This is a genomic window from Burkholderia sp. SCN-KJ (assembly GCF_024656005.1).
Taxonomy (GTDB): domain Bacteria; phylum Pseudomonadota; class Gammaproteobacteria; order Burkholderiales; family Burkholderiaceae; genus Burkholderia.
This window is the reverse complement of sequence record NZ_JANKOG010000007.1, coordinates 57855-75350: the sequence shown is the minus strand read 5'-3', so window position 1 is coordinate 75350 and position 17496 is coordinate 57855. Positions and strand designations below refer to the sequence as shown.

Genomic DNA, 17496 nt, shown 5'->3' with positions numbered 1-17496 from the left:
TGGCCGCGTGCCTGCTGCGTCGCCGCGCATGTCGTGCATGTCGTGCGTTTGCTGAACGCGCAGCGTGTCGCGATCGCGGAAAAGCGCGGCCTGATCGTGTCTATCGCCGTCATGCGCAGCCCGTGCCGTATTCCGGGGCGGCCGATTCAATTGCAGCCGGGATTTTTTCATCGAGTTCAAATGCCGATCGAATGGAGCAGATCAGGCAGAGTCGTTTCGTTTCGTGCAACGGCTGCGTAGATTGGCTCGTTTCGCGAGGTTATTCCATCAAGCATCGGTTCACTTCCGCAAAGCGTCGGACGTGATTATCGCCGGATGACTTGATCGAAATCATGCCGATGACCGAATTCGATCTTTCACGCGCGTCCGGATTAAGGTTTTTCCGGAGCTTGCCGACAGTAAGGACGAGACCGTCGTAAAGCGATAAACCGTTTTTCGGCTACTGAGCGTGATTTTCGCGCTGCGCGGATCCTGCAGCCGGATCCGCCTTTCGGAGCCCTGCATGCGCAACAACCAGCCTGTCACCCAACAAGAATTCGAATTTCCCGACGACGTCACGCTGATGTCGACCACCGATGCGGACAGCATCATCACATACGCGAATACGACCTTCGCGCAGGTGAGCGGCTACTCGACCGACGAACTCGTCGGTGAGCCGCACAACGTCGTGCGGCACCCGGACATGCCGAAAGAAGCGTTCGCCGACATGTGGGCGACGCTGCAGAACGGCGAACCGTGGACCGCGCTCGTGAAGAACCGCCGCAGGAACGGCGATCACTACTGGGTGCGCGCGAACGCGGTGCCGGTGATGCGCGACGGGCAGCCGACGGGCTACATGTCGGTGCGCACCAGCGCGCCGCGCGACGAGATCGCGGCGGCCGACGCGCTGTACCGCGCGTTCCGCGAAGGCAAGGCCGGCCAGCGCCGTTTCCACAAGGGATTGGTCATCCGAACCGGGCTGCTGCGCATCGCGTCGCTGCCGCAGACGATGTCGGTGCGCGCGCGCGTTCATTCGGCGCTGTGCGCGCCGGCGCTGGCCGTCGTCGGCGCGGGGTGGGCGTGCGGGCTGAGCGGCGGCGGGCTCGCGGCGTTTGCCGCCGTGACGGCCGGAGTGGCGGTGGCGGCCGGCCTGTGGCTCGACGCGCAGATCGTCCGTCCGCTGAAGCGGCTGCACGACCAGGCGCTGAATGTCGCGACCGGCGCAAGCCGTCGCGGCGTGCGGATGAACCGCGTCGACGAGATCGGCATGACGTTGCGTACGATCAACCAGCTCGGGCTGATGTTCCGCTGGCTCGTCGACGACGTCAGCGAGCAAGTGCACAACGTGCAACGCGCGAGCAACGAGATCGCCCAAGGCAACAACGACCTGAGCGCGCGCACCGAACAGGCCGCGTCGAGCGTGCAGGAGACCGCCGCGTCGATGGCCGAGATGACGGCCACCGTCGACAGCAATGCGGAGATCGCGCTGCAGGCGAACCGGCTCGCCGTGTCCGCGAGCGAGGCGGCCGAGCGCGGCGGGCAGGCGGTGAGCGAAGTCGTCACGACGATGAACGACATTACCGACAGTTCGCGCAGGATCGCCGACATCATCAGCGTGATCGACGGCATCGCGTTCCAGACCAACATCCTCGCGTTGAATGCGGCGGTCGAGGCGGCGCGCGCGGGCGAACAGGGGCGCGGTTTCGCGGTGGTCGCCGGCGAGGTGCGGGCGCTCGCGCAGCGCAGCGCGAACGCGGCGAAGGAAATCAAGACACTGATCGGCGCGAGCGTCGAGCGGGTCGAATCGGGCGCACGAATCGTCGACGGCGCGGGCAAGACGATGGAGGACATCGTCACGCAGGTGAAGCGCGTGTCGGACCTGATCGCGGAAATCAGCTCGTCGACGGCCGAGCAGAGCACCGGGGTTGCGCAGGTCGACCAGGCGGTCGTGCATCTGGACAACATCACGCAGCAGAACGCGGCGCTGGTCGAGCAGAGCGCGGCGGCGTCGGAAAGCCTGAAGCAGCAGGCGACGCGGCTCGTCGATGCGGTGAACGTGTTTCGCTAATCGTCGGGGGCGTGTGCTTGCGCGTTCCCGCCACCGTGAGGCAAGGCGAAGCAAAGCAGGGCAAGGCGGCGAAATCCTCGATTTCCGTTTCGATTTGCCGGCATTGAACGAGAGAGATTCGCATTCGTGCTTCCGGGGCGACTCGGGAATCCCGGCGGAACAAGTGCCGAGATGGGTCGGATGATTGACGCCGCAAGTATTTGATAAAACCGGACATTTATTTGCGTATAAATAAAGTGTTCGCTGAATCAAGATGATGCGAAATTGATGCATATTTACCCGCAGCCGGCATAATGTTTTCGCCGGATTTGCCGAAAGCGCAGGAGTCTGATCGAACGCATGCGGGACGACCGCGATGCGTACGGTCTCGGTTCAATCCACAAGCGGACGCAAAGATCCGCAATCCGGAAACTCCAACCATGCGCAATAACCAGCCTGTCACGCAACGCGAATTCGAATTTCCCGACGACGCGACGCTGATGTCGACCACCGACGCGGACAGTTACATCAAGTACGCGAATGCCGCGTTCATCCAGGTCAGCGGATTTTCCCCCGAGGAGATCGAAGGCCAGCCGCACAACGTCGTGCGACACCCGGACATGCCGAAGGAGGCGTTCGCCGACATGTGGGCGACGCTGCAGAACGGCGAACCGTGGACCGCGCTCGTGAAGAACCGCCGCAGGAACGGCGATCACTACTGGGTCCGTTCGAATACGGTGCCGGTAATGCGCAACGGGCAGCCGACGGGTTACATGTCGGTGCGCACCAAGGCGTCGCGCGACGAGATCGCGGCGGCCGACGCGCTGTACCGCGCGTTCCGCGAAGGCAAGGCCGGCAACCGCCGTTTCCACAAGGGGCTGATCGTCCGTACCGGGCTGATGCGTGTCGCGTCGCTGTTCCAGACGATGTCGGTGCGCGCGCGCGTTCATTCGACCCTGTGCGTGCTGGCGCCGGCCGTCGTCGGCGCGGGGTGGGCGTGCGGGCTGAGCGGCGGCGGGCTCGCGGCGTTTGCCGGTGCGGCGGTCGGTGTGGCGGTGGCGGCCGGCCTGTGGCTCGACGCACAGATCGTGCGTCCGCTGATTCAGTTGCGCGACCAGGCGTTGCGCGTCGCGACCGGCGAGAGCCGCTCGGGCGTGGCGATGAACCGGGTCGACGAGATCGGCATGACCTTGCGCACGATCAACCAGCTCGGGCTGATGTTCCGCTGGCTCGTCGACGACGTCAGCGAGCAGGTGCACAACGTGCAGCGCGCGAGCAACGAGATCGCGCAAGGCAACAACGACCTGAGCGCGCGCACCGAACAGGCGTCGACCAGCGTGCAGCAGACGGCTGCGTCGATGGCCGAGATGACGGCCACCGTATCGAGCAACGCGGAGACGGCGCTGCAGGCGAACCAACTGTCGGTTTCGGCGAGCGAGGCGGCCGAGCGCGGCGGACGGGCGGTGAGCGAAGTCGTCACGACGATGAGCGACATCACGGCGAGTTCGCACAAGATTTCCGACATCATCGGCGTGATCGACGGCATCGCGTTCCAGACCAACATCCTCGCGCTGAACGCGGCGGTCGAGGCGGCGCGCGCGGGCGATCAGGGACGCGGCTTCGCGGTGGTCGCCGGCGAGGTGCGGGCGCTCGCGCAGCGCAGCGCGAACGCGGCGAAGGAAATCAAGACACTGATCGGCGCGAGTGTCGACCGGGTCGAATCGGGCGCACGGATCGTCGACGGCGCGGGCAAGACGATGGAGGACATCGTCACGCAGGTGAAGCGCGTGTCGGACCTGATCGCGGAGATCAGCTCGTCGACGGCCGAGCAGAGCACCGGGGTTGCGCAGGTCGACCAGGCGGTCGTGCATCTGGACAACATCACGCAGCAGAACGCGGCGCTGGTCGAGCAGAGCGCGGCGGCGTCGGAAAGCCTGAAGCAGCAGGCGACGCGGCTCGTCGATGCGGTGAACGTGTTTCGTTGAAGGCGGGGAAGGCAGGTGACGCGGCACGGCGGAGAGGGGCGGCCCGCGCGTCACCTCGATGGGGGCATAGATCAAATCAGCGCCGGTTGCAATGGTGCACGGTGCTCGCGAACCTTGATGATCCGGTATTCGTTGCGAAGCCCGTCGTCGGTGACGATCTGCGTCTGACGCAGATCGACGACCAGCACGTCGCCCTTTCCGAAGCGCTCGCCGGCATCGATCTTCGCGATGAACCGTTCGTCGTCCAGCGACGCATAGAACGCGGACGTGCCGTCGTGCACGCGCCATTTGTTGCCGTCCTTGAACACGACGGATTCGAGCTTCAACATCTTGAGTGCGATCGTGTCGGTGACGATTTCGCCGGGATCGTCGCTGCTCGCGAACGTGCCGAGTTCGTCGCGTTCGATCGAGAGTTCGACGATGTCGTCGCGGACGATGCCGAAGCTGTCGATGCCGTCATGTTCGAGCGGCGAGAGCATTTTCTGCAGGTTGACGCGAACGGCCCGGTTCCGATACAGCCGGACGATGGGTTCATCGACGACGAAGCATTCCTGCTCCGACATCCAGATCCTGACATGCGCTCCGTCCGGCTCGGTGCGATGCGGTTTGCGCCCGCGCAGCGTGCGAATGAGGCCGATCAGCCCGCCGCCGCCGATGATCCCCAGTGCGGCGAGGATTGCCGGTGCGTTGCTGAACGCATTGGCGTTCGGCCCGGCGAACAGGTCGCGGATCTGGCTCGCGAGCGACTGGACGAAGATCAGCTCTGCATGGAACGAGCCGGACTTGAAGCCGCCCCTGACCTCGAGACGAACCTCGGAGTGGTCGCCATTGAGTTCCTTGTTGGCGGACGAGAACAGGTCGGCGATCGCGAGCAGCACCGGTGCGAGGTCACGCACGTCCATCCGGTGCTCGCCGAGCGCGGGCCCGTCATAGATGACATTGAACGGCTGGTGATTGCTCGGGCCGCCGCGCTTTTCTTCGGGCGGGCACGTACGACGATCGGCTGATCCGACGCTCATGTGCGGGCTCCCTTCGTGCGGGGCGCGATGCCGGGACGGGTGCGAGGAAGCGCGACGAGGGCGCGGTGCGCGGGGGATACGCTGGTCGGGCGGACGGAGGAACTGTTCATGCGGAGGCAAACCGGATCGAGGTGGAACGCTCAATCTAGCGGCTGGCAGCGGAACGAGAAATGAGACTTGAACGAAATTGCCGAACGGCATGACGTTTGGCCGATGCGGCATCGACGTCGCGCACGGGAGGCGTGTCGACATTACGCACGGCAAGGTGACGCGGGCACGGCGGAGAGGAGGTACCGGCCCGCGTCGTGACCGCCCGGTTCCGGCCGGGCGGTCAGGGCCTGTCGCCGAAGCGCCAGGCCCCGAACCGTCAGACGGCGAGGCAGAGGTACTTGATCACGACGTAGTCGTCGATGCCGTAATGCGAGCCTTCACGGCCGAGGCCCGACTGCTTGACGCCGCCGAACGGCGCGACTTCGTTCGAGATCAGGCCCGTGTTCACGCCGACCATCCCGTACTCGAGCGCTTCGGCGACCTTCCACACGCGGCCGATGTCGCGGCTGTAGAAGTACGCGGCGAGACCGAACTCGGTGTCGTTCGCGAGGCGGATCACCTCGTCGTCGCTGCCGAACTTGAACAGCGGCGCGAGCGGCCCGAACGTCTCTTCCTTCGCGACCTTCATCGCCGGCGTGACGCCGGTCAGCACGGTCGGCTCGAAGAAGCCGTGGCCGAGCGCGTGGCGCTTGCCGCCCGTCACGACGGTCGCGCCCTTCGCGAGCGCGTCCTCGATGTGCGCCTCGACCTTCAGCACGGCCGCTTCGTTGATCAGCGGACCCTGCGTGACGCCCGGCTCCGTGCCGCGGCCGACCTTCAGCTGGCCGACCGCCGCCGCGAGCTTCTGCGCGAACTGGTCGTACACGGCTTCGTGCACGTAGAAGCGGTTCGTGCACACGCACGTCTGGCCGCTGTTGCGGTACTTCGATGCGATCGCGCCCTGCACGGCGGCATCGAGATCGGCGTCGTCGAACACGATGAACGGTGCGTTGCCGCCGAGTTCCAGCGACACCTTCTTGACCGTCGCCGCGCATTGCGACATCAGCAGGCGGCCGACCGGCGTCGAGCCGGTGAACGACAGCTTGCGCACGATCGGGTTCGACGTCAGCTCGCCGCCGATCGCCTTCGGATCGCCCGTGACGACGCTGAACACGCCGGCCGGCACGCCCGCGCGTTCGGCCAGCACGGCCATCGCGAGGGCTGAGAACGGCGTCGCTTCAGCCGGCTTCACGACGATCGGGCAGCCTGCCGCGAGCGCCGGGCCGACCTTGCGGGTGATCATCGCCGCCGGGAAGTTCCACGGCGTGATCGCCGCGCACACGCCGATCGCTTCCTTCGTCACGACGATGCGCTTGTCGCTCGCCGGCGTCGGGATCGTGTCGCCGTACACGCGCTTGCCTTCCTCCGCGAACCACTCGAGGAACGAGGCTGCGTAGCCGATCTCGCCCTTCGCCTCGGCGAGCGACTTGCCCTGCTCGGTGGTCAGGATCAGCGCGAGGTCGTCGGCGTTTTCCATCATCAGGTCGTGCCACTTGCGCAGGATCGCCGCGCGCTCCTTCGCGGTCTTCTTGCGCCATGCCGGCCATGCGGCGTTCGCGGCCTCGATTGCGTGGCGCGTCTCGGCCGTGCCCATCGCCGGCACGGTGCCGAGCAGGCCGCCGGTTGCCGGATTGCGGACCTCGAACGACTCGCCGTTCGCCGCGCCTTGCCATTCGCCGTTGACATACGCCTGCTGGCGGAACAGCGACGGATCTTTCAGTGCCAGGGTTTCCTGAACGGTGCTCATATGAATCGCCTGCCTTGAAAATGACGGATAAAAAGGCCGCCGCCGTCCTGACGACGGCGGCGGCGCATTCAGTTGACGTGGACCGGAACTCAGGCCGGCACGCCGACCGTTTCCTTCAGCACTTCCTCGAGGATCACGAGCGCTTCGTCGAACACGGCCTGCGGGATCGTCAGCGGGAACAGGAAGCGCACGACGTTCGAGTACACGCCGCACACGAGCAGCAGCAGCCCGCGCTCGAGCGCGCGCGTCTGCACGCGCTTCGTGAATTCCGCGTCCGGCTCGCCCGAACCCGGCTTCAGGAACTCGACCGCGATCATCGCGCCCGGGCCGCGCACGTCGGCGATCTGCGGCACGTCGGCCTGCAGCGAATTCAGCTTCGCCTTCAGCACGTCGCCGAGTTGCGTCGCACGGTCGCACAGCTTCTCTTCGTCGATGATCTCGAGCACCGCGTGCGCCGACGCGACGGCCAGCGGGTTGCCCGCATAGGTGCCGCCGAGGCCGCCGGGCGCCGCTGCGTCCATCACGTCCGCACGGCCGACGACGCCCGACAGCGGCATGCCGCCCGCGAGGCTCTTCGCCATCGTGATCAGGTCGGCCAGCACGTCGTAGTGCTGCATCGCGAACAGCTTGCCGGTGCGCGCGAAGCCGGTCTGCACTTCGTCGGCGATCAGCAGGATGCCGTGCTCGTTACAGATCTTGCGCAGCGCGCGCACGAACTCGGCCGGCGCCGGGTTGAAGCCGCCTTCGCCCTGGACCGGTTCGAAGATGATCGCGGCGACGCGCTTCGGATCGATGTCGGCCTTGAACAGCATCTCGATCGCCTTGATCGAGTCGGCCGTCGTCACGCCGTGCAGCGCGTTCGGGTACGGCGCGTGGAACACGTCGCCCGGGAACGGGCCGAAGTTCAGCTTGTACGGGGCGACCTTGCCGGTCAGCGCCATGCCCATCATCGTGCGGCCGTGGAAGCCGCCCGAGAACGCGATCACGCCCGGACGGCCGGTCGCGGCGCGCGCGATCTTGATCGCGTTTTCGACGGCTTCGGCCCCGGTGGTGAAGAACGCGGTCTTCTTCGGGAAGTCGCCCGGCGCGCGTTCGTTGATCTTTTCCGCCAGCTCGACGTACGACGCGTACGGGACGATCTGGTAAGCGGTATGCGTGAAGCTGTTCAGTTGATCCGCGATCGCCTTGACGATCTTCGGGTGGCGGTGGCCCGTGTTCAGCACCGCGATGCCGGCGGCGAAATCGATGAAGCGGCGGCCTTCGACATCCCACAGCTCCGCGTTCTCGGCGCGGGCTGCGTAGAAATCGCACATCACGCCGACGCCGCGCGGGGTGGCGGCGTTCTTGCGGGCCTGCAGGTCGGCATTCTTCACGGTCATCTCCTTGATGTTCTGTCCGGTGGGATAAAAATCGGCCGCATTGGCAGCCCATGGAGGCGACTATAATCACATTTGGCTCTGGCAATCAGAGCCATTTCAATAAATATTCAGGAGCCAATCATGCGCGCAAGCGTGTTGTCGGACTGGCTGGCGCAGCGCCTCGTGCGCGGCGGCGAACAGCCGATCTACCGGCAGCTGCACCGGCTGCTGCAGCAGGCGATCCTGTCGCGCGAACTGCCGGCCGGCACGCGCGTGCCGTCGTCGCGGCTGCTGGCGGCCGAGCTCGGGATCGCCCGCAACACGGTCACGCAGGTTTACGAACAGCTTGCGCTCGAAGGCTATGTGAACTCGGCGACGGGGCGCGGCACGTTCGTCGCCGACAGCGCGCCGGACGAGATCGTCGGCGCGTCGCCCGACCCGGCCGCCGGCCTGGCGGTGGCGCCATCGTCCGCGCGGCGGCTGTCGGCGCGCGGCACGCGGCTCGTCGAGGGCGCGGGCGTGTCGAAGCGCCAGGGCGGCGCGTTCATGCCCGGCGTGCCCGATGTGTCGCGCTTTCCGGCGCGCGTGTGGACGCGGCTGCACAACAAGTACTGGCGGAGATTGCGCCCCGATTTGCTGACCTACGCGCCGGGCGGCGGGCTCGCGTTGCTGCGCGAGGCGCTGGCCGACTACCTGCGCACGTCGCGTTCGGTGCGCTGCACGCCCGAGCAGATCGTGATCACGACCGGGATCCACCAGTCGATCGACCTCGCGGTGCGGCTCCTGACCGATCCGGGCGACGCGATCTGGACCGAGGATCCGTGCTACTGGGGCGTGCGCAGCGTGCTGAACGTGTCGGGGCTGACCACGCGGCCGATTCCGGTCGACGACGAAGGGATCGCGCCGTCGGCCGCCGATCTCGCCGAGCCGCCGAAGCTGATGCTCGTCACGCCGTCGCACCAGTATCCGCTCGGGATGGTGATGAGCCTCGCGCGGCGGCGGATGCTGCTCGAATACGCGCGCCAGCACGGCTGCTGGATCATCGAGGACGACTACGACAGCGAATTCCGCTACGGCAGCCGGCCGCTTGCGTCGCTGCAGGGGCTCGATACGGCCGGGCAGGTGATCTACGTCGGCAGTTTCGGCAAGACGCTGTTCCCGGGGCTGCGGGTCGGCTATCTGGTCGCGCCAGAGCCGCTCGCGGAAAGCTTCGCGACCGCGAGTGCCGAGCTGTATCGCGAAGGGCAGCTGCTGCAGCAGGCGGTGCTCGCCGAGTTCATCGCGGAAGGGCACTTCGTGTCGCATATCCGCAAGATGCGCACGCTGTACGGGCAGCGCCGCGAGGTGCTGCTCGATGCGGTCGCGCGCCGCTACGGCGACACGCTGCAGGCACTCGGCAGCGACGCGGGGCTGCATCTCGTCACGCGGCTGCCGGACGGGGTCGACGATCGTGCGGTCGCGCAGGCCGCGCTCGAACGCAACATCGTCGTGCGGCCGCTGTCCGGTTACTACGCGGAGCGCGAGCGCGCGGCGTCGGGTTTGCTGCTCGGCTATGCGTGCGTGCCGGAAGACGAGATCGCGACGGCGTTCGCGACGCTGGCCGAGGCGATCGACGAGCGGGCGTTCGACGGGATGATTGCGGCGGCTTGACGTGTGCGGCAGTTGATGCGACGACCAACGCTCGAGACGGCAGAGCGCGATGCGAAAGTCACGTATGAGAGTGAGTCGATATGGATCAGCGTTTTCAAGCAGGTCCAGGTCACGTCTGGAAAAACCTCGGCTGCAAGCACACAACGGCCCGACTGCCGAGTGCACGGGACCTGCCGTGACGACCAGTCCTTCCTGAGGGCGCACGCACGCGCATCAAAGCCGGATCAGCGCCGCGCCCGCGACCACCAGCGCGCACGCGGCGAGCCGCTGCGCGCCGGGCCGCTCGCGCATCACGAACCAGCCGATCGCCACCGCGAAGATCGAGCTTGTCTCGCGCAGCGCCGATACCGTCGCGACCGGCAGATGCCGATACGCGAGGATCACGATTCCATAGGCGGCGAGCGAGATCGTGCCGGCGATCGCGCCTTGCCGCAGCGACGCGCGCGAACCGAACACCACGCGCGGGCCGCCGCGCATCGCGCACACCAGCACGAGTTGCGGCACGCTCCACAGCAGATAAACCCACGCGATATAGCCGAGCGCGCTGCCCGACACGCGCGAGCCGATGCCGTCGCAGATCGAATACGCGGCGATGAACACGCCTGTGAGCAGTGCGTACGGCACGCCTTCGCCGGAGAACCGGAAGCCGCGGCGCAGCGCGAGCGACATGATGCCGAACGACACGAGCGCGATGCCCGCGAAGCCGAACGGCGTCGGCCGCTCGTGCAGCATCGCGAGCGCCAGCACCGATACGATCAGCGGCGAGATCCCGCGCGCGATCGGGTAGATCTGCCCGAACTCGCCGTTGCGGTAGGCACGCGCCAGCGTGAAGCAGTACGCGACCTCGAGCACGGCCGACGCCGCGACATACGGCCACGCGGCGGGCGCCGGCGCGGGCAGCAGTACGACGCCCGCAATCCCGAACGCGAGATACGGCAGCGACATCGTGCCGAGCTGGGCGAGGCGGTCTTCGCTCACGTGGAGGAACGCATTCCAGATCGCGTGCAAGAGGGCGGAGCACAGCACGAGGCCGATGAACAGGTGATCCATGAATGAGCGAGCGGACGAGGGCGGGCGCCGTCAATTATGTGGGTATCCGGCGCGCTCGCGCGGAATTGCCGATAATAGAACGTTGTTATTCACCGGATGCCGACGATGACCGAAGCCCCCCTCACCCCGCCCGCCGTTCCGCGCCTCACGAGCCTGTCGCATGGCGGCGGCTGCGGCTGCAAGATCGCGCCGGGCGTGCTGTCCGAGCTGCTGAAGCGGGCGACGCCGCCCGCGTTGTTCCCGGACCTGCTGGTCGGCACCGAGACCTCCGACGACGCGGCCGTCTACCGGCTGAACGACGAGCAGGCGATCGTCGCGACGACCGACTTCTTCATGCCGATCGTCGACGATCCGTTCGACTTCGGCCGTATCGCTGCAACCAACGCGCTGTCCGACGTCTACGCGATGGGCGGCAAGCCGATTCTCGCGCTCGCGCTGGTCGGGATGCCGATCAACGTGCTGCCGCACGAGACGATCGCGGCCGTGTTGCGCGGTGGCGAATCGGTGTGCGCGGATGCCGGCATTCCGGTCGCGGGCGGCCATTCGATCGATTCGGTCGAGCCGATCTACGGGCTCGCGGCGATCGGCGTCGTGCATCCGTCGCGCGTGAAGCGCAACGCGGCCGCGCGCGCGGGCGACGTGCTCATGCTCGGCAAGCCGCTCGGCGTCGGCGTGCTGTCGGCCGCGCTGAAGAAGAACCAGCTCGACGACGCGGGCTACGCGCAGATGGTGGCGACGACCACCAAGCTGAACCGGCCGGGCGCCGAACTCGCCGCGCTGCCGGGCGTGCACGCGCTGACCGACGTCACGGGCTTCGGGCTGCTCGGCCATACGCTCGAACTGGCGCGCGGCGCGAAGCTGACCGCACGCGTGCATTACGCGTCGCTGCCGTGGCTGGCGGGCGTCGAGGCGTTCGTTGCCGACGGCGTGTTCACCGGCGCATCGGGCCGCAACTGGGCCGCGTATGGCGCCGACGTGCGGCTCGCCGACGGGCTGCCGCCCGTCGCGCAGGCGCTGCTGACCGATCCGCAGACGTCCGGCGGCCTGCTGGTCGCGTGCGCGCCGGATGCGGTCGACGACGTGCTCGCGTGCTTCCGCGCCGACGGCTTCGACCGCGCGGCCGTGATCGGCGAGATGGCGGACGGGCCCGCGCGCGTCGACGTCGCCTGACGCGGTTTTTTCACGCTGGATCGCTGTCGGTCGCTAGAATCGATGCCTTCCCTCGAAGGCATCGACGACCGATGAACGATTTCCTGTTCGGGCTGTGGATCGAGAGCCACGCAAGGCTCGTCGTAGTTTGCATCCAGTGATTCGCATCGACGTCGACTCGTGCGTCGGTCGATTAGATAGTATTCCTGATGTTATTGCGCGGCGCGCATGTCGATCCAGTCCGCGTTTCATGCGAATCCTGGAGCCGCGCACACCGCCCGCCGTTTCGTAGTCGGGTTCCGCGTCGCACACGCGCGTTCTATACTCCTTCGCGCAGTCTCCGAGAGCCGTTCTCACCCAACATCACCGAAACAAGGAACGCCGATGCTGACTCGCTCCATCCTTTCCGCAGCTGCATTCTCGCTTGCCGCCTGTGCGACCGCGCCGTCGATCGCGCAGGACAACCAGGGCAACGATGCGGGCAACGCTGCATTCGCCGAGACCGGTGCACAGGGCCGCCCGGTCAAGGTCATGATCATCACGATGTTCGGTCCGGAAGGCCAGGCATGGCTCGACCGGCTCGGCCCGTGGCGCGACATCACCGTGCCCGGCCTGTCGCCCGACTACCCGAACGTTCATTGCAACAAGCAGGACGTGTGCGTGGTGACGACCGGCATGGGCTATGCGAACGCGTCCGCGACGATCATGGCGCTCACGTTCTCGCAGCGCTTCGACCTGCGCCGCACGTACTTCCTCGTGTCGGGCATCGCGGGCGTCGACCCCGCGCAAGGCACGGTCGGTTCCGCCGCCTGGTCGAAATACCTGGTCGACTTCAGCCTGCAGTGGGAGCTCGATGCGCGCGAGATTCCGGCCGGCTGGAATACCGGCTTTCTCGGCATCAATACCAAGAGCCCGAACGACAAGCCGCCGCTCGACTACCGCACCGAAGTGTTCCAGCTCAACCCGCAGCTGACCGATGCTGCGTATGCGCTGTCGCGCAACGTCGTGCTCGCCGACAGCGCGCCGGCCCAGGCCGCGCGCGCGAAGTTCACGTATGCGCCGGCGAATCGGCCGCCGACGGTGATCCAGTGCGACACGTCATCGGGCAATACGTGGTTCTCGGGCACGCTGATCGGCGAGCGCGCGCGCCAGTGGACCAAGATCCTCACCGACGGCAAGGGCACCTACTGCATGACCGCGCAGGAAGACAACGCGACGTATGAAGCGCTCAAGCGCGCGGCGAGCGTGAAGCGGGTCGACCTGTCGCGCGTCGCGGTGCTGCGCACGGGTTCCGATTTCGACCGGCCGTATGCAGGGCAGACGAGCGCGGACAACCTGCTGAACTATGCGGACCAGGGTGGTTTCGCCCCGGCGACCGAAAACCTGTACCGCGCGGGCAATCCGCTCGTGCAGGACATCGTCACGCACTGGGGCGAATGGCGCGACGGCGTGCCGCGCCGGTGAGGGGGTAGCGCCGCGCTGGAGTCACTCGATCATTCACGCGTAGCCGGGCTCCGGGCGAGTCAATATCGCCTGGAGCGACCGGATTGGGGCCCGCGGGACCGGCTGCGGAGGATCACGGGCCGGGGCGCGCGAGTTTGAGTTCGATGCGCGTATATTCCGGCCCCAATAACTGCATGGGCGCAGTCTCACCGTGCTCGTCCGTCATGCCGATGTATTGCGTGGCACTGGTGCTGATGCGGTAGCAAGTGTGCGTTAGCGGCCGGTGGTCTTGATTTCGCAAAAGCAAGGTCTGGTTGCGCGTGCGTGCGGTCCAGCGCTCCGTTGTCACGAAACGTGCCGACGTGGGTTCCCGACTGTCGCCGCATGAAAAGCGGCTCGAGTCGGGCTCGGGCCCCGGCGTCTCGGGTGTCGGTGCATGACTGGCGACACCGGGCGTACCTGCCGAGTTGCAAAGACTCTGACACCCCGCAGGCGGGCATTTCGGAACGAACTGGACCCAAAGCTGCTTCCTGTCATCGGGATCGAGCTTGCCGTTCCTGCGCGACACGATTCGCTCGTCGATGTAGATGTCGTCGGGCGACATTCCGAGTTGCACGAGAAACGATTTCATCTGCGCACCGCGTTGCCGCGCGAGTTGATCAGGGCGGCTTTCCCAATCGTAGGCCGTCGCGTCGATCGAGGCCGCCGCCCCTTCGCGCGTCCATTCCCTGGCGGTCAGGTAGTGTCTGACGATGGAGAGTCTGTCGCTGTTGGCGATCTCGGTCGAATTCAGCGGCAGTTCCATGCTGTCGGTCAACAGGACCTTGCACGCATTGGCCTGTATCGGGAGTGACAGGAGGGCGCCGAATATGACAGGGAGGGCACGTCGCATGAGTTGCTCGATTCAACGTGCCAGAATGAACCACGCGATGTTGTCTGCATTACCGATCGCCATGCCCGGGTAGCGTTTCGCGAACTGGGCGCTGGCCCGTCGACCGTATGCCGCTGGATGGTCGCCCGCGTCGAAAGTGTCTGCAAAATGCGCGCATTCGTGAACGATGGTCAATTGCTGCGAGGAGAGGTTCCCGGCTGATCGCTCGGGTAGCGAGCAGAACGGGAGATTGATGGTGATTGTATGAGTTGCGGTGTCGGGGCGACAGACATGCGCGACCTCGGCGTCGAGATGTTTCATGTTTGGAAGACATCCTGTTGCGCGGTCGGCATCGGAACCGATGCGGACGAAATTTTCTGGCCCGAGACTGGCCATCACCCTGGCGAGGGCGTCGAGCCCCGAAGTAAGTCTGCGTCTTGTATCGCTATTTGCCGAACCGAACCACTCGATGACTCGCGCTTCCGTGGCCGGATTCCAGAGCATCAGTTCCCTGCGCCGTCGCAGTGTGATCTCGACTGCTTCGTCCCGCAATTCGAGTATCCGTTTCCTGAACGCCGCGTCCGTCATGTTCGGACAGATTGGTGGTCCATCGAGCGATACACCGGGCAGTGGCGATGTTGTCATATGCACTCTCCATATGGAAATCATTTGGAGTGCCGATGCTATGTGCCTGAAGTAGACCGATGGTGTACCGGATTTCGGTCGACGCAACGAATGAGTATTGGGAAGTGTGAATGGAAAGGTGGGAAAGACGGCGGGTTCTTGCGGCGAACAGGTGACCTTTCGCTGGCTCAACCGGCGAGAAGATCTGGATTGAGCCCGCTGGACATGCAATATGCAGCCGATAGACCATCGACTACAACGGCGAACGCGACCAACAGACTAATCAGCCCGTGTCAATCGCTATATCGGGCATGGATGCGACTTGGTCGTTGGATTGACCTTGGATAACGTCACCAATTGTGTCGCTACAGTGGTGCAGTGACTACGGAACAAATACGCCGCAGTGGCCGACGCTTCGCCCCGGCGACCGAAAACCTGTACCCTGCGGGCAATCCGCTCGTTCAGGACATCGTCACGCACTGGGGCGAATGGCGCGACGGCGTGCCGCGCCGGTAAAGGCCAGCGTCTTCAGCGAGAGAGATCGACGCGAAGTTCAATGCGCGTGCGGCGCGGAACGGAACGGCGTCCAGACGGGCGTCGTGTCGTCCCAATGATCGAGCGGCGAAGGAAGTTGATCGTTCATCACAGGCTCCTGCAACTAACTGACTAATCGGGTGGTCGATGGCGGTGTCTCGACGCCGCGCCGCGGATCATCCGCTGCGCGGCGTCGCGCGTTGACCGATGCTCAACGGCCTGCGCCGGCGAGCTGGTTGCCTTCCGGTGTCGGGCGATACGGGCCTTGCGCGAGTTCGAGCCCTTGCGGATACGAATTCGCCTTGCGCAGCCAGGCCAGCGTGCCGTCGCGGCGGGCCTGCTCGACTTCCGCGCTGACTTCGGCGCGCGTGCGCGGGCCGTTGTTGTGCTGCGTGTACCACGACGTGTTCGCGTAGTCGCCGGCGTGCGGGGTGGTCGTATCGGCGAAGGCCGGTGCGGACACGGCAAGTGCGAGTGCGACGGCGGAGAGAAGGTGGCGGCGGTTCATGACGTAACTCCTGTGTTGGTCGGAGTTGGCGCGTCGGCGCTTGCTCCGGTCCCATCAAGCGGGATCTGTTCGATGCGCAACGAGGTGCGCGACAGGGTTTACTCTAGGGGGACGTTCCGGCGCGATAAATGCGGCTGACGCGAATTGAATTGTCGTGATGGTGGAACAATCGCGATCCGTACTGTCGGCAGGGTTACTCGAAAATCGCGCACAGCCGCCTGGAGCGGGGCTCCCGGCGATGCGGCGCGGCGCGCGCCGTCACGCACGCGGCCGATTGCCGCGCACGGCGCAAAGGTGTGATGCGGATTGAGGAAAGGCGCTGTGCGGGGCGGGGAAGGCGGCACGAACGTGACGCCGCGGCGGCGCGAAGGCAGGACGGCGCGCGGGCCGCACAGCCCGCGCGTCGCCGTTCAGACGATTACGCAACCCACTCGTTGATGACCGGCGTGTCGAGCGCCGGTGCGCGCTCGGCTTCCTCGAACGTGCGCTTGCTGCACGTCGCGTCGAGGCTGCCCTTGCCGCTCAGCAGCGGGCAGCGGTCGAACACTTCGGCGATCCAGTCGACGAACACGCGTACCTTCGGCGACAGGTGCCGGCTGTGCGGATACACGACCGAGATCGGCATCGGCAGCGGCTTGAGGCCGGGCAGCACTTCCTTGAGTCGGCCGTCGCGCAGGTGCGGCAGCACCATGAACAGCGGCGGCTGGATCAGGCCGAAGCCTTCGAGCCCGCACGTCACGTACGCATCGGCATCGTTGACCGACACGATCGCGTTCATCTTGACCTCGACTTCGTTGCCGTCGGTCAGGAACGTCCAGTCGATCGTGCGGCCCGTGCGGCTCGAGAAGTAGTTGACGGCCTTGTGGTCGTTCAGATCCTCGATCGTCCGCGGCTCGCCGAACTTCTCGAGATACGCGGGCGCAGCGACCGACACGCACTCGAACAATCCGACCCGGCGCGCAACCAGCGACGAATCCTGCAGCGCACCGACGCGGATCACGCAGTCGACGCCTTCCTGCAGCAGGTCGACCGGCCGGTCGGACAGGCCGAGCTGCAGGTCGATGTCCGGATAGCGCGTGTGGAATTCGCACAGCGACGGAATCACGAGCAGCCGCCCGATCGAGCCCGGCATGTCGATACGCAACTTTCCGTGCGGCTTCCGGTTGTTGTTCTGGAAGCTTGCTTCGGTTTCCTCGACATCGGCGAGGATCCGCACGCAGCGTTCGTAGTACGCGGCGCCGTCCGGCGTGAGCGACAGCCGGCGCGTGGTCCGGTGCATCAGCCGCACGCCGAGGAAGGCTTCGAGATTCTGGATGATCGTCGTGACGGACGCCCGCGGCAGGCTGAGCGACTCTGCTGCCTTCGTGAAGCTGCTTGTATCGACGACGCGAGTAAACACCTGCATGGCCTGAAGCCGGTCCATCACAACCTCCGCAATCTAA

General features: G+C 66.0%; 14 protein-coding genes. 6 read left to right on the top strand and 8 right to left on the bottom strand.

Features of this window, described 5'->3' with window-relative positions:
• Nucleotides 1-502 precede the first annotated feature (502 nt).
• Entirely contained in the window at nucleotides 503-2047 is a 1545-nt protein-coding gene (locus NQV17_RS13540) for a PAS domain-containing methyl-accepting chemotaxis protein (RefSeq protein ID WP_257772680.1), read from the top strand.
• A gap of 419 nt (nucleotides 2048-2466) precedes the next feature.
• A complete protein-coding gene (locus tag NQV17_RS13535; protein WP_257772679.1) occupies nucleotides 2467-4011 on the top strand; it encodes a PAS domain-containing methyl-accepting chemotaxis protein in 1545 nt (514 codons plus the stop codon).
• Between the two features lie 71 nt (nucleotides 4012-4082).
• On the opposite strand, the gene NQV17_RS13530 is transcribed toward NQV17_RS13535, so the two are convergent.
• The 3 genes from NQV17_RS13530 to NQV17_RS13520 all read right to left on the bottom strand — a co-directional run bounded on the left by NQV17_RS13530 (nucleotide 4083) and on the right by NQV17_RS13520 (nucleotide 8246).
• The gene (locus NQV17_RS13530; RefSeq protein ID WP_257772678.1) at nucleotides 4083-5231 is read right to left on the bottom strand and encodes a hypothetical protein; all 1149 of its coding nucleotides are present in this window, start codon (nucleotides 5229-5231) and stop codon (nucleotides 4083-4085) included.
• 166 nt (nucleotides 5232-5397) lie between these two features.
• Nucleotides 5398-6867 carry an NADP-dependent succinate-semialdehyde dehydrogenase gene (gabD, locus tag NQV17_RS13525; RefSeq protein WP_044845770.1) on the bottom strand — a complete coding sequence of 490 codons (1470 nt, stop codon included), beginning with the start codon at nucleotides 6865-6867 and terminating at the stop codon, nucleotides 5398-5400.
• Between the two features lie 89 nt (nucleotides 6868-6956).
• Complete coding sequence (locus tag NQV17_RS13520) at nucleotides 6957-8246, bottom strand: 4-aminobutyrate--2-oxoglutarate transaminase (protein ID WP_044845769.1); 1290 nt, start codon at nucleotides 8244-8246, stop codon at nucleotides 6957-6959.
• Nucleotides 8247-8366: 120 nt separating this feature from the next.
• On the opposite strand from NQV17_RS13520, the gene NQV17_RS13515 reads away from it, so the two are divergent.
• Nucleotides 8367-9875: a PLP-dependent aminotransferase family protein gene (locus NQV17_RS13515; protein ID WP_257772677.1), complete on the top strand. Its 1509-nt coding sequence runs from the start codon at nucleotides 8367-8369 to the stop codon at nucleotides 9873-9875.
• 213 nt (nucleotides 9876-10088) lie between these two features.
• Here NQV17_RS13515 and NQV17_RS13510 read toward each other — a convergent pair whose 3' ends face one another.
• Complete coding sequence (locus NQV17_RS13510) at nucleotides 10089-10925, bottom strand: DMT family transporter (RefSeq protein WP_257772676.1); 837 nt, start codon at nucleotides 10923-10925, stop codon at nucleotides 10089-10091.
• A 105-nt stretch (nucleotides 10926-11030) separates the two neighbouring features.
• On the opposite strand from NQV17_RS13510, the gene selD reads away from it, so the two are divergent.
• Nucleotides 11031-12095: a selenide, water dikinase SelD gene (gene selD, locus NQV17_RS13505; protein ID WP_257772675.1), complete on the top strand. Its 1065-nt coding sequence runs from the start codon at nucleotides 11031-11033 to the stop codon at nucleotides 12093-12095.
• 363 nt (nucleotides 12096-12458) lie between these two features.
• Nucleotides 12459-13538 carry a purine nucleoside permease gene (locus tag NQV17_RS13500; RefSeq protein WP_257772674.1) on the top strand — a complete coding sequence of 360 codons (1080 nt, stop codon included), beginning with the start codon at nucleotides 12459-12461 and terminating at the stop codon, nucleotides 13536-13538.
• 112 nt (nucleotides 13539-13650) lie between these two features.
• On the opposite strand, the gene NQV17_RS13495 is transcribed toward NQV17_RS13500, so the two are convergent.
• Nucleotides 13651-14322 carry a hypothetical protein gene (locus NQV17_RS13495; protein ID WP_257772673.1) on the bottom strand — a complete coding sequence of 224 codons (672 nt, stop codon included), beginning with the start codon at nucleotides 14320-14322 and terminating at the stop codon, nucleotides 13651-13653.
• A gap of 99 nt (nucleotides 14323-14421) precedes the next feature.
• Nucleotides 14422-15033: a M35 family metallo-endopeptidase gene (locus tag NQV17_RS13490; protein ID WP_257772672.1), complete on the bottom strand. Its 612-nt coding sequence runs from the start codon at nucleotides 15031-15033 to the stop codon at nucleotides 14422-14424.
• Nucleotides 15034-15369: 336 nt separating this feature from the next.
• Between NQV17_RS13490 and NQV17_RS38070 the strand changes: the two genes are divergently transcribed.
• Nucleotides 15370-15528 (top strand): hypothetical protein, encoded by a 159-nt coding sequence (locus NQV17_RS38070; protein ID WP_374692708.1) that lies wholly within the window; start codon nucleotides 15370-15372, stop codon nucleotides 15526-15528.
• Between the two features lie 229 nt (nucleotides 15529-15757).
• On the opposite strand, the gene NQV17_RS13485 is transcribed toward NQV17_RS38070, so the two are convergent.
• The gene (locus NQV17_RS13485; protein WP_044845765.1) at nucleotides 15758-16054 is read right to left on the bottom strand and encodes a DUF4148 domain-containing protein; all 297 of its coding nucleotides are present in this window, start codon (nucleotides 16052-16054) and stop codon (nucleotides 15758-15760) included.
• Between the two features lie 418 nt (nucleotides 16055-16472).
• A complete protein-coding gene (gene ceoR, locus NQV17_RS13480; RefSeq protein WP_257772671.1) occupies nucleotides 16473-17477 on the bottom strand; it encodes a putative multidrug efflux transcriptional regulator CeoR in 1005 nt (334 codons plus the stop codon).
• Nucleotides 17478-17496: the final 19 nt, after the last annotated feature.